At 73.2% G+C, this 12,409-nt stretch carries 12 protein-coding genes and 1 tRNA gene; 6 read left to right on the forward strand and 7 right to left on the reverse strand.

Translation table 11 applies throughout. From position 1 onward, the window contains the following. Positions 1–2: 2 nt before the first annotated feature. Positions 3–1,406, reverse strand: a complete 1,404-nt coding sequence (locus ABZ471_RS17205; protein ID WP_359067242.1) for a glutamine synthetase family protein — start codon at positions 1,404–1,406, stop codon at positions 3–5. Positions 1,407–1,445: 39 nt separating this feature from the next. Further along, positions 1,446–2,255, reverse strand: coding sequence for an SAM-dependent methyltransferase (locus ABZ471_RS17210; protein WP_359067244.1), 810 nt, complete (start codon positions 2,253–2,255; stop codon positions 1,446–1,448). A gap of 258 nt (positions 2,256–2,513) precedes the next feature. Between ABZ471_RS17210 and ABZ471_RS17215 the strand changes: the two genes are divergently transcribed. Next, positions 2,514–3,383: a Cof-type HAD-IIB family hydrolase gene (locus tag ABZ471_RS17215; RefSeq protein ID WP_359067246.1), complete on the forward strand. Its 870-nt coding sequence runs from the start codon at positions 2,514–2,516 to the stop codon at positions 3,381–3,383. A 6-nt stretch (positions 3,384–3,389) separates the two neighbouring features. Here the strand turns inward: ABZ471_RS17215 and ABZ471_RS17220 are convergent, their stop codons facing one another. Then, positions 3,390–4,196 carry an SAM-dependent methyltransferase gene (locus tag ABZ471_RS17220; protein WP_359067248.1) on the reverse strand — a complete coding sequence of 269 codons (807 nt, stop codon included), beginning with the start codon at positions 4,194–4,196 and terminating at the stop codon, positions 3,390–3,392. Positions 4,197–4,347: 151 nt separating this feature from the next. Further along, positions 4,348–5,190, reverse strand: coding sequence for a lysophospholipase (locus ABZ471_RS17225; protein ID WP_359067250.1), 843 nt, complete (start codon positions 5,188–5,190; stop codon positions 4,348–4,350). A gap of 154 nt (positions 5,191–5,344) precedes the next feature. Between ABZ471_RS17225 and ABZ471_RS17230 the strand changes: the two genes are divergently transcribed. The 3 genes from ABZ471_RS17230 to ABZ471_RS17240 all read left to right on the forward strand — a co-directional run bounded on the left by ABZ471_RS17230 (position 5,345) and on the right by ABZ471_RS17240 (position 8,977). Further along, positions 5,345–6,532 (forward strand): thiolase family protein, encoded by a 1,188-nt coding sequence (locus ABZ471_RS17230; protein ID WP_359067252.1) that lies wholly within the window; start codon positions 5,345–5,347, stop codon positions 6,530–6,532. 74 nt (positions 6,533–6,606) lie between these two features. Next, positions 6,607–8,142, forward strand: a complete 1,536-nt coding sequence (locus ABZ471_RS17235; protein WP_359067254.1) for a long-chain fatty acid--CoA ligase — start codon at positions 6,607–6,609, stop codon at positions 8,140–8,142. A gap of 61 nt (positions 8,143–8,203) precedes the next feature. Continuing rightward, positions 8,204–8,977, forward strand: a complete 774-nt coding sequence (locus ABZ471_RS17240; protein WP_359067256.1) for a sulfite exporter TauE/SafE family protein — start codon at positions 8,204–8,206, stop codon at positions 8,975–8,977. Here the strand turns inward: ABZ471_RS17240 and ABZ471_RS17245 are convergent. Beyond that, the gene (locus ABZ471_RS17245; protein WP_359067258.1) at positions 8,966–9,745 is read right to left on the reverse strand and encodes an HAD-IIA family hydrolase; all 780 of its coding nucleotides are present in this window, start codon (positions 9,743–9,745) and stop codon (positions 8,966–8,968) included. The two genes, ABZ471_RS17240 and ABZ471_RS17245, sit on opposite strands and share 12 nt — an antisense overlap. 120 nt (positions 9,746–9,865) lie before the next feature. Between ABZ471_RS17245 and ABZ471_RS17250 the strand changes: the two genes are divergently transcribed. Continuing rightward, entirely contained in the window at positions 9,866–10,612 is a 747-nt protein-coding gene (locus ABZ471_RS17250; RefSeq protein WP_359067260.1) for a cobalt-precorrin-6A reductase, read from the forward strand. 16 nt (positions 10,613–10,628) lie between these two features. On the opposite strand, the gene cobF is transcribed toward ABZ471_RS17250, so the two are convergent. Together cobF and ABZ471_RS17260 are read right to left on the reverse strand one after the other, a co-directional pair. Continuing rightward, the gene (cobF, locus tag ABZ471_RS17255) at positions 10,629–11,408 is read right to left on the reverse strand and encodes a precorrin-6A synthase (deacetylating) (protein ID WP_359067262.1); all 780 of its coding nucleotides are present in this window, start codon (positions 11,406–11,408) and stop codon (positions 10,629–10,631) included. Positions 11,409–11,472: 64 nt separating this feature from the next. Next, entirely contained in the window at positions 11,473–11,994 is a 522-nt protein-coding gene (locus tag ABZ471_RS17260; RefSeq protein ID WP_359067264.1) for a DUF309 domain-containing protein, read from the reverse strand. Between the two features lie 105 nt (positions 11,995–12,099). On the opposite strand from ABZ471_RS17260, the gene ABZ471_RS17265 reads away from it, so the two are divergent. After that, positions 12,100–12,173: transfer RNA gene (locus ABZ471_RS17265), tRNA-Pro, on the forward strand. The last annotated feature ends 236 nt before the right edge of the window (positions 12,174–12,409 follow it).

The following is a 12,409-nucleotide window of genomic DNA, read 5'->3' on the forward strand; positions in this document are numbered from 1 at the left end:
CGTCAGTACGTCCAGCGGTAGGCGGCCGCCACCTGTGCGTCGTCCAGTCCGTCCACGGCCGCCGCCTCGCCGAGCCGTACGGCGGCCACCGCGTCCGCGAGGACCGGGCCCAGAGCGGCCCGCAGCACCTGGTCGGCACCGAACTCCCGGACGGCCTGCGGCAGCGAGACCGGCAGGCGCTCCACCCCGCGGGTGGCCGCCTCGTCCGGGCCGTAGCGGGCCGGGTCCCCGGTGATCTCCTCGGGCAGTGGCCGGGACGCCGTCATCCCGTCGAGGCCGGCGGCGATGACACAGCCGAGGGCGAGGTACGGGTTGGCGGCCAGGTCGACCGGCTTGATCTCCATGTTGGCGTCCTGGTCCCGGCGCCCGGCCGTGCCGGTGACGATCCGCAGCGCGGCCTCGCGGGTCTCCCGGCCCCAGGCGGTGAACACCCCCGCCCATCGGGACGGTCTGAGCCGCAGATAGCTGGCCGGGCTGGGCGCGGTCACCGCCGTCAGCCCGGGCAGGTGGGCGAGGACCCCGGCCACGAACGACTCCGCCCCGGCCGTCATGCCGTACCGGCCCTCGCCGCCGGAGTGCAGGTTCACGCCGTCGCGCCAGCAGGACAGGTGCAGATGGCCGCCGTTGCCGACACCCTCGGGGAGGAACGCGGGCGCGAAGGAGACCCGCAGCCGGTGCCGCTGCGCCACCGCCCGGATCGTCTGCCGCACCAGGACGCTGCGGTCGGCCGCCGCCACCGGGTCCAGCGCGCCCACCGAGACCTCGAACTGCCCGGCCGCGTACTCGGGATGGATCTGGTCGACGTCCACGCCCTGTGCGGCGAACGCGGCCAGCAGATCGGCGGTGTAGTCGCTCAGCTCGACCTGCCGGACCGCGCCGTACGCCGGTCCTGAGACCGCCGGGACGAACTCCCCGCCGGGCGCCGAGCCGAGCCCGACCGCCCACTCGACCTCGACGGCCGCCTTGAAGGCGATGCCGTGGCGGTCGGCGGCGTCCGCGACGATCCGGCGCAGAAAGGTGCGGGCACAGCCGGGGTGGCGCTCGCCCTCCTGCGTGATCCGGTCCACGGGCGCCCACGCCCAGCCGGGCTGCCCGGCCAGCGCGACGAGCTGGTCCAGGTCGGGGTAGAGCCTCAGGTCTCCGTCGGGGGAGCCGAGGACGTCGGTGGTGACGATGGAGTCGTCGGCGAGGAACGTGTCGAACACCGGCGACATGCCGACGCCCCACGCCACGGCCGCCTCCAGCCGTGCCGTCGGGATCGTCTTGACCCGGCCGATGCCCGCCGTGTCCACATAGGCCAGGACGATTCCGTGCACACCCTGCGCGGCCAGGCCGGCGGTGAGGGCGGCGACCCGCCTCAGATCGCCGGGGCGCCCGCCGGGCACGGGGTCGGCAAGGGTGGTCATACGTCCTCCTCGACGGGCTCGGCCCCCGCGGGGCCGGAGTCAGGGTTTCACGGCCACCGCGCCGTACTGCGGTACCACGGCGGCATCCGGCTCGGCGCGCCACTGCGAGCACGGCACCAGACCCGGCTCGACCGGCTCCAGACCGTCGAGGAACGAGGCGATCTCGGCGCGGCTGCGGGCCGTGATCGGCGGGGTGGCGTTGGCGTTCCAGAACTCCATCGCGGCGATGTTGCCCTCGCCGCCCGCCTCGGCGTCGTAGGTCGGGTGGGTGAGCACCAGGTGGCTGCCGGAGGGGACCGCCGCCATGATCCGCCGCACGATGTCCCGGGCCTCGTCGGTGTCCATCACGAAGTTGAGGATGCCCAGCATCATCACCGCGACCGGCCGGTCCAGGTCGAGGCTCTCGGCGGCGCGCCGGACGATGGCGTCCGGCTCGTGCACGTCGGCGTCGATGTAGTCGGTGACGCCCTCGGGAGAGCTGGTGAGCAGCGAACGGGCGTGCACCAGCACGATCGGGTCGTTGTCGACGTACACGATCCGCGACTCGGGCGCGATCCGCTGGGCGATCTCGTGGGTGTTGTCGACCGTGGGCAGTCCGGTGCCGACGTCGAGGAACTGGCGCAGCCCGCGCTCGGCGGCCAGGAAGCGCACCGCCCGCCCGAGGAAGTCCCGGTCCGCGCGGGCCACCGCCCGGATCACCGGGAACATCCCGGCGACGTGCTCGCCGACGCGCTGGTCGACCTCGTAGTTGTCCTTGCCGCCGATCCAGTAGTTCCAGACCCGCGCGTTGTGCGCCACGGAGGTGTTCAGCCTCGGGGATCCGGCCGTCGGGGAATGGCCCTCGCTCACGTCGCCGCCCTTCTCACGTGCGGTTGTCCGCCGTCATTGTGCCGCCCCCTTGATCGCGCTGTCCCGGGAACCGCGCACCATGACGGTTCGGGCACTCTCCGGGGCATCGCCGCGCATGGGGAACACTGGACCCGGCGGATACCACCTGCCCGCACCCCGGGCTCCCGAGCCGCCCGCACCCGTAGGCTCCCGACCCGCCCGCACCCGTAGGCTCCCGACCCGCCCACCCCGTAACCCGTTCCCGGCCGGAAGAAGGACATGCCCGCCACGCCCGCGCCCCTCATCGAACCCCCCGTCCCGTCCGCCGGCTCCGCCGACATCCGGCTCGTCGTCACCGACATGGACGGCACCCTGCTGGACGACGCCAAGCGGATACCCGACGGCCTGTGGCCGATGCTCGCCGAACTGCGTCGCCGCGGGGTGCTGTTCAGCCCGGCGAGCGGCCGCCAGTACGCCACGCTGGCGCGGCAGTTCGCCGAGGTCGCCGAGGGCATGGTGTTCATCGCGGAGAACGGCACCTATGTGGTCCGTGACGGCGTGGAACTCAGCTCCGACCCGCTGGAGCGCTCCGTCGCAGCGGACCTGGCCCGGACGGTACGGCGGCTGGTCGCGGACGGCGTCGACGTGGGCGCCGTGGTCTGCGGCAAGCGGTCGGCGTACGTCGAGCGGACCGACGAGGCTTTCCTGGCGGAGGTGCGCAAGTACTACGTCGAGCACCGGATCGTCGAGGACGTCACCGCCGTCGAGGACGACGTGATCAAGGTGGCGCTCTTCGACTTCGGCCCCGCCGAGCACACCACCGCCCCGGCCCTCGAGGCGTTCACCGCCACCCACCAGGTCGTCGTCTCCGGCGAGCACTGGGTCGACGTCATGAACCGCAGCGCCGACAAGGGCGCCGCCCTGCGCGGCCTCCAGCGCGAACTGGGCATCACGCCCGCGCAGACCATGGTGTTCGGCGACTACCTCAACGACCTGGAGATGCTGGACGCGGCCGAGTGGTCCTTCGCCATGTCCAACGCCCACCCGGAGGTCCTCCGCCGGGCCCGCCACCTCGCCCCGTCCAACAACGACAACGGAGTGCTGCGGACGATCGCCGAGATCCTCGGCATACCGCTGCCGCTCTCCTAGGGCCTGTCAGTTCGCGGGCTTGCGGCCCGCCGCACCGTACAGCGAGATCGGGCCGTCGGTGGCCGGCGGCTCCGCGGGGCGCCAGTCCGCCACCGACACGATCCCCGGCTCCAGGAGGTCGAGTCCCTTGAAGAACGTGCCCACTTCGGCGTGCGAGCGGGCCACCAGGGTCACCCCGCCCGCCGCGTACGCGGCGATACCCCGCTGCACGTTCTCCGGTTCGAAGTCGGCTGTCATCGTCGACAGCACCAGGAAGCTGCCCGGGGCCAGTGCGTCGACCAGGCTGGTGACCAGGTCGTGGGCGCCGTCCTCGTCGGCGATGAAGTGCAGCAGGGCGATCAGGGACAGGGCGACCGGGCGGTCGAGGTCCAGGACGCGGGCCGCCTGTCCGAGGATGGCGAGCGGATCGCGGGCGTCGGCCTGGACGTACTCGGTCACGCCCTCGGGGGTGCCGCGCAGCAGCGCGCTCGCGTGGGCCAGCACGATCGGGTCGTTGTCGACGTAGACGACACGGGCGTCCGGGGCGACGGACTGGGCGATCTGGTGGAGGTTGGGCTCGGTCGGTATCCCGGTGCCGATGTCCAGGAACTGGCGGATGCCCGTCTCCTCGGCCAGCGCCCGGGTGGCGCGGCGCATGAACGCCCGGTTGGCGAGGGCGGCCCGCGGGGCGCCCGCGTCGATCGCGGTGATCTGCCGGCCGAGCTGCTCGTCGACGGGGTAGTTGTCCTTGCCGCCGAGGAACCAGTCGTACACCCTCGCCGGATGCGGCCGTGTGGTGTCGATTCCCTGCGTTGCCGGCTCGGTCCCCGTCACGTGCTGCTCCTCCGCTCGACGTGCCCCCCCGTCGTCCGGGGCGTGCGAGCAGTCTGACACGATCACGCGGCTCGGCGGAGCGCTCTGCGGGCGGTGCCCGTCCGGCCAACAGCAGGGCGGCCCGGCCGAGTTGGGCGGGCCGGCCAGAGCTTCAGCGGACGGTGGCCCGGTCGCCGGCCGGTGCGGGCGACGGGTCTCCTGCGGTGAGCGCCCCGTCGACGAAGCGGACCACCTCCGCGAAGACGTCGGCCCTGTCCGTCTCGTTGAACACCTCGTGCCGAGCCCCGGCGAAGATCCGCTCGGTCAGCCGCCCGCCGCTGAGCCGCTCCACCCCGGCCCGGCTCCCCGGCAGGGGAACGAGCCGGTCGTCGTCCCCGTGCAGCCACAGCAGCGGCAGCGGGCCGACGTCCCCGCCCTCGGCGACGGACTCCAGGGTCCGCACGAACGCCCGGAGGGTCGGCCGCTTCATCGGGCCGTGCCAGACCAGTCGGTCGGCGGCGTAGGAGGCGCCCACGGCGGGGTCGCGGGAGAGCGCGGCCGGGCTGATGGGGGTGTCCGGGATCTCGTCCAGGGCGAGCAGCCGCCCGGGCAGCTCCCAGCCGCCGATCACCGGCCCGGACAGGATCAGCGCGGTCAGCTCGGTGCCGTACCGCTGGGCGTACCGGGCCGCGATCAGACCGCCCATGGAGTGGCCGACCATGACGAGCGGCAGGCCAGGATGCGCGGCGCGGGCGAGGTCCGCCACGGTGTGCACGTCGGTGACGACGTCCTCGAAGTCCTCGATCACCACCCGCTCGCCGGCCGACCTCCCGTGTCCGACGTGATCGGGCCCGTACACGGCCGCCCCGTGCTCGGCGAGGACGCCCGCCAGTTCGTCGTACCGGCCCGCGTGCTCGCCGTACCCGTGCACCACGAGGGCCAGGTAGCGGGGCTGCGGGTGCGACCACTCGCGTACGACGATGCGGTCGAGGACGTGCTCGCGGACGTGGTGCATGTCTCCTCCGGTTGCCTGGGTGAAGGTTCCGGGGGATCTTCCCAGCGAGCGGGTCCGAGGTCTATAGTCTAAAACTAGCAGTGCTAATTAAGTAGCTCTGCCGCCCACGTAGGTCCGTGCTGATCCACAGCGTCGTCGGTCAGGAGTCCAAGCCGTGCGTCCCGTCCACTTCGCGGCCGCCCGCCGCACCCCCATCGGCAAGCTGCGCGGCGCCCTGTCCGCCGTGCGGCCAGACGACCTCGCGGCGGCCGTGATCCGCCACCTGGTGGCCGACGTGCCCGCGCTCGACCCCGCCCGCATCGACGACGTCTACTGGGGCGCCGCCAACCAGGCCGGCGAGGACAACCGCAACGTCGCCCGCATGGCCGCGCTGCTGGCCGGCCTGCCCGAGTCCGTGCCCGGCGCCACCGTCAACCGGCTGTGCGCCTCCGGCCTCGAAGCGGTCACCACGGCGGCGCGCACCATCGCCGCGGGCGAGGCCGACATCGTGATCGCGGGCGGCTCCGAGTCGATGAGCCGCGCCCCCTTCGTGCTGCCCCGCCCCGACGAGGCCCTGCCGCCGCGTATCGAGACCTACGACACCCGGCTCGGCTGGCGCCTGGTCAACCCGGCCATGAAGGACCTGCACGGCCTGCTGTCCATGGGCGAGACGGCCGAGGAGGTCGCCGAGCGGTACGGCGTCTCCCGCGCCCGGCAGGACGGGTTCGCGCTGCGCAGCCACCAACTGGCGGCCGCCGCACGCAAGAACGGCCACTTCGACGACGAACTCCTGCCCGTCGAGCGCCCGGACGGCGTCACGGTGGAGCAGGACGAGTGCGTCCGCGAGGACACCTCGCTGGAGAAGCTGTCCCGCCTCAGGCCCGTCTTCCGTGCGGACGGCACGGTCACGGCGGGCAACGCCTCGCCGATGAACGACGGTGCGGCCGGGCTGCTGCTGGTCAGCGAGGAGGCCCTGAACGAGCTGGGCCTGGAGTCCCTCGGCCGGTATGTCGCCGGCGCCTCGGCGGGCGTCCACCCGGACGTGATGGGCATCGGCCCGGTCCCCGCCACCCGCAAGGCGCTCGCCCGGGTCGGCTGGGAGGTCGGTGACCTGCAGGAGGCCGAGTTCAACGAGGCGTTCGCGGCCCAGGCCCTGGCCTGCGTCGACCAGCTCGGCATCGACCCCGACCTGGTGAACCCCACCGGCGGCGCGATCGCCCTCGGGCATCCGCTCGGCTGCTCCGGCGCCCGCATCCTGACGACGCTGCTGCACCGGATGCGGCGCACGGGCGGGGAGCGCGGGCTGGCGACCATGTGCGTGGGAGTGGGACAGGGGAGTGCGGTCCTGGTGGAGAGAGTCTGACAGCTCTTCGACGGGGGCTCCCCGCAAGGGGATTCGGTAGTACGAGCCGCAGCAAGGAAACGGAGCATCACTCCATGGCAACCCTGTCCTTCGCCAGCATCCTCGCCGAGAACGCCCGGCGCCGCCCCGAGAAGACGGCCCTGGTCGAAGGCGACCTGCGGCTGTCCTTCGGGGAGGCGTGGCGGCGGTCCCTCGCCCAGGCCGGGGCACTCGCCGGACTGGGCGTCCGGCCGGGGGACCGGGTCGCCCTGATGGCCCCCAACACCGCAGAGTTCCCCCTCGCCTACTACGCGGCCGCCGCGGCGGGCGCCGTCGTCGTCCCCGTGCACCTGCTGCTGTCCGCGCCGGAGGTCGAGCACGTCCTGAAGGACAGCGCCGCCACCCTGCTGCTCGTGCACCCGGCGCAGGTCGAGACCGGACGGGCCGCCGCCGAGGCCGTCGGCGTCCGGGTCGTCACCCTGGGCGAGGAGTTCGACCGGCTCGCGGCCGGGGCCACGCCGCTGCCCGCCTACGTCACGCGCGCCGCCGACGACCCGGCGGTGGTCTTCTACACCAGCGGCACGACGGGCGTCCCCAAGGGCGCCGTGCTCAGCCACTTCAACCTGGTGATGAACGCGACCGTCAACGCCTTCGACGCCAACGACGTCCGCACCGACGACATCGCGCTGGGCGCACTGCCGCTGTTCCACGCCTTCGGCCAGACCGTGTCGCTCAACTCCACCTGGAGGGCGGGCGCCACGCTCGTCCTGCTGCCCCGCTTCGACGCGGCCCGCGCCATCGAGCTGATGGTGAAGGAGGGCGTGAACACCTTCCACGGGGTGCCGACCATGTTCGTGGCCCTCGCGGCCGCCGCCGAGGACGCCGGCGCCCTGCCCGAACTGCGCATGTCCGTCTCCGGCGGGGCCTCGCTGCCGGTGGCCGTACTGGAGCGGTTCGAGGCCTCGTTCGGCACGAAGATCTACGAGGGGTACGGGCTGTCGGAGACCTCGCCGGCGGCCACGGTCAACCAGCCCGTCTTCGGCACCAGGGCCGGCACCATCGGCCACCCGCTGTGGGGCATCGACGTGGAGATCGCCCGCGCCGAGGTGGACGGGCGCATCGAACTCCTGCCGCACGGCGAGCTGGGCGAGGTGGTCATCCGCGGGCACAACGTCTTCTCCGGCTACCTCGGCCGGCCCGAGGCCACCGCCGAGGCCGTGGTCGACGGCTGGTTCCGGACCGGGGACCTCGGCACCAAGGACGAGGAGGGCTTCCTCAGGATCGTCGACCGCAAGAAGGACGTGATCATCCGTGGCGGCTTCAACGTGTACCCGCGGGAGGTCGAGGAGGTCCTGATGCGGCACCCCGAGGTGGCCCAGGTGGCCGTCATCGGCCTGCCCGACGAACTGCACGGCGAGGACGTGTGCGCCGTCGTGGTCCCGGCACCCGGCACCGCCCCCGACGCGGCCGGCCTCATCGACTGGTCCAAGGAGCACCTGGGCCGCCACAAGTACCCGCGGCGCGTGGAGTTCACGGACGCGCTGCCGCTCGGGCCGAGCATGAAGGTGCTCAAGCGGGAGCTGCGCGCCCAGTACGCGGCACGACAGGGCCACTCTGCCGCACGGTGGTGAGGACCGCCCTGCGAGACGGTCCTTACGACGCCGGATGCGTGCGCATAGCATCGGTTCCCGCATGAACACGATGACGCTCTGGCACATCTCCGGCTGGCAGTTCGCCGCACTCGCCCTCGCCGCGCTGCTCGTGGGTTTCTCCAAGACCGCCGTGAGCGGGGCCAACACGGTCAGCCTCGCCGTCTTCGCGGCGGTCCTGCCCGCCCGCGCCTCCACCGGGGTGCTGCTGCCGGTCCTGATCGCGGGCGACGTGCTCGCCGTCCTCACCTACCGGCGGCACGCCCACTGGCCCACGCTGTGGCGGCTGTTCCCCGCGGTCGCGGTCGGCGTGGTGGTCGGCACGCTGTTCCTGGTGTGGGCCGACGACGAGGTCGTACGGACCTCGATCGGCGCGATCCTGCTGCTGATGGCCGGTGTCACACTGTGGCGGCGCCGCCGGGCCGGGGCAGGGGACGAGCCGGACGCGGTGACCACCCGGGCGGGCCGGATGAAGGCCCGTTCGTACGGCGTCCTGGGCGGGTTCACGACGATGGTCGCGAACGCGGGCGGGCCGGTGATGTCGATGTATCTCCTTTCCGCGGGTTTCCGGAAGCTCGGGTTCCTCGGTACGTCGGCCTTCTTCTTCCTCATCGTGAACGTGTCCAAGGTGCCTTTCAGCGCCGGACTCGGCCTGATCGACGGCCGCTCCCTGCTGCTCGACGCCGCGCTCGTGGTGTTCGTCGTGCCCGGTGCGTCGTTCGGCAAGTGGGCGGTGAACAGGATCAACCAGCGGCTGTTCGAGCAACTGGTGATCGCGGCGACGATCGTGGGCGGCGTGCAGCTGCTACTGCGGTAGCCCCAGCAGCGCCGGCAGGTCCGCGAAGGAGTCCACGACGTGGTCCGGTGTGCCGCTCGCGCTCGCGAGCGTCTCCGGCTGGTACTTGCCCGTACGGACCAGCACCCCCGTGATACCGATGCGCTGGGCGGCGAGCACGTCCGACTCGATGTCGTCGCCCACCATCAGCGCCCGGTCCGCAGCCGCCCCCAGCCTGGCCAGCGCCGCCTCGAAGAACGCCGGGGACGGCTTGCCCGTGACCTCCGCCTCGACCCGCGCGGCCCTCTCCAGCCCGAGCAGGAAGGCGCCCGAGTCCAGCTGGAGCCCCGCGTCGGTCCGCCAGTACAGGTTGCGGTGCACGGCGATGAGCCGCGCCCCCTGCTGGAGATACCCGAAGACCCGGTTGAGCGCGGCGTAGTCGAAACCGGGCCCCGCACCGCCGAGGACGACCACGTCCGGACGCTCGTCCACCAGGGTGACGTCACCGAGGTCCTCCCCGATGTCCCCGCTGTTGAGCAGGGCGCATCGGGCGCCGGGAAAGTGCTCGGCGAGATGGGCGGCGGTGAGGACGGGCGCGGTGAGGACGTCCTCGGCGCCCACCTCGAAACCGGCCCCCGACAGGGTCTCGGCGATCGACGTCCGCGTACGGGACGTCGTGTTGGTCACCAGGGCCACGCCGAGACCGGCGGCGCGGATCCGCCGGAGCGCCTCCACCGCACCCGGCAGCGGCTCCCAGGAGACGGTGAGGACACCGTCGATGTCGATCAGGACGGCGCGCACGGATTCCATGGCTGGACCCTAGGGCCTGTCCGGCGGATCGGGCCGGGCCGGGGCGACCGTGCCTCGATCCGCACCGGGTCCGGTGACCCGGGCGGCGGATCGGCCCGGACGACCTCGTACCCTCACCCCATGTCCCCGCACGTCCTCATCCTCGGCGGCACCACGGAGGCCCGCCGCCTCGCCGCCGACCTCGCGGCCCGGCCCGGAGTCCGGGTCACCACCTCTCTCGCGGGTCGCGTCTCCCGGCCGGGTCCGCTGGACGGCGAGGTACGCATCGGCGGCTTCGGTGGCGCGGACGGCCTCGCCGACTGGCTGCGCGGGCACGAGGTGGACGCCGTCGTGGACGCCACGCATCCCTTCGCCGAGTCGATCACGGTGAACGCGGCCCGCGCGGCGACGGCCACCGGCATTCCCGCGGTCGTGCTGCGCCGTCCCGGCTGGCGCCCCGGCCCCGGGGACCACTGGCACGACGCCGGCTCCCTGACCGCCGCCGCCGAAGCCCTGCCCGGCCTGGGCCGCCGGGTGTTCCTCACCACCGGGCGCCTGGGGCTGGCGGCCTTCGCCCACCTGACGGACCTGCACTTCGTCGTACGGTCCGTGGAGCCGCCCGAAGCCACCCTGCCGCCGCACACCGAAGTGATCCTGGCCCGCGGCCCCTTCACCCTCGCGGAGGAGACCGAGCTGCTGCGCGCCCACCGCATCGACGTGCTGGTGACGAAGGACAGCGGCGGCGAGGCGACGGCAGCGAAGCTCACGGCCGCACGGCACCTCCGCCTGCCCGTGGTCGTCGTACGACGCCCTCCGCTTCCCGAGGGCGTGACGGCGGTACCGGACGTGACGGCCGCACTCGGCCGGCTGGGCTTCGACGGCCCCTGATCACCGAGCCCGCCGGTCAGGACTCCCCGGGACCGGGATGCCTGCGCAGCAGATACGTGTCCATGATCCAGCCCTTGCGCTCCCGGGCCTCGGCGCGCAGCCGCTCGATGCGCGGCCCCGCCTCGGCGATCGGTCCGGAGACGAGGATCTCGTCCGGGGTGCCCAGGTACGCGCCCCAGTAGATGTCGATGTCCTCCTCGGCGTACTGCCGGAAGGTCTGGTGCGCATCCAGCATCACGACGACGTCGTCCACCCCCTCCGGGAAGCCCTCGGCCAGCCGCCGCCCGGTGGTGATCTGCACCGGCCGCGCCACCCGGTTCAGCCCCGTGCGGTGCCGGGCGACCAGCGAGGAGACGCTGCTGATCCCGGGCACCACGTCGTACTCGAACTGCACGGCGCCTCTCTCCAGCACCTCCTCCAGGATCCCCAGCGTGCTGTCGTACAGCGACGGGTCGCCCCACACCAGGAAGGCACCGGTGCCGTCCTCGCCCAGTTCCCCGGCGATCAGCCGCTCGTAGATACCGGCGCGCGCGCTGCGCCAGTCCTCCACGGCCGGCGAGTACGCGTCCCCGCCCGCCGTGCGGTCCCGCTCCGGGTCCCGGGCCTCCACCACCCGGTACCCGCCCCCGGGCCGGTGTGCGTCCAGCATGTCCCGGCGGAGCCGGGTCAGATCGCTCTTCACCTCGCCCTTGCCGAGCAGGAAGAACACGTCCGTGCTCCGCAGTGCCTTGACCGCCTGGAGGGTGAGCTGGTCGGGATCGCCCGCACCGATACCGATGACATGAATCTTTCGCACACCCCGAGTCTGCCGCATGCCACTGACAGTGAGCCCACCGCCTCCGCGGGGCACGCGCCGGTGCTCAGGAACCGAGCCGCGGTGCCTCGGCGCCCGCGTCGACGGGCTCCGCCCCTCGCTCCACCCGCTCGGCCAGCGCCCGGGCCCACCCGGCGAGCCCGGCGAGATCCATCCCGTACGACCCGGCCTCTCCCTTCCCGGACGCCCACCCCTCGATCGCGCCCGCACCGCGCCGCAGCAGCCGCGCCCCGCCGGTGGTGTTGCCGCGTGCCGCGTGCGTGAGGCCCACCGCCAGCTGGGCCAGGCCGCGCCACAGCGTCCGCTCGGACTCGGGGCCCGACTTCCAGGCGTCCTCGAACACCTCGTGGGCGTGGAAGGGCTTTCCCGCGTCGAGCAGCGCCTGCGCCTCGGCGACCGTCTCCTGCGGGGTCCGTAGGACTCCCTCCGGCTGCCGGGCGACACCCTGAGCCCCGTACGGCAGCGGGCGCCCCAGCCCGTCCCGCGGCCGGGCGTTGCGCGCCCGCCCCGCCACGTCCCGGTCCCGGCTGCCCTCCGGCCGCACCGCCCCTGCTTCCGCGTCTCCCATACGACCGATTGTCCCCGCCCTGCCCCGGTCCCTCTTCGGCGCACCCCGGCCCGTGGGGTAAAGTGCTGTTCGCGCGATCACGCGGGTCACCGCGAGTGAACGCACCGGGACGTGGCGCAGCTTGGTAGCGCACTTGACTGGGGGTCAAGGGGTCGCAGGTTCAAATCCTGTCGTCCCGACTTGCGGCAACGTGAGTCGAGGGGTCGTGTCAGAGGATCTGGCACGGCCCCTCGGTCGATTCCTGGGACCGGCCGCCTGGCAGCGGCGACGGGCAGTCCGAAGCGGCGGGGATGCCTGTCGGTGGTGCCGTGCGGGTCCTCGGGGGTGCCGAGGGGGCCGGAGCCGGCTGCGGGGCGGTTCCGGTGACGTGCATGGGTGGGTGTGCCTCTCAGCGAACTGGTGTTCCCGAGATCGC

Source organism: Streptomyces sp. NPDC005728 (genome assembly GCF_040630895.1).
Lineage (GTDB): Bacteria > Actinomycetota > Actinomycetes > Streptomycetales > Streptomycetaceae > Streptomyces.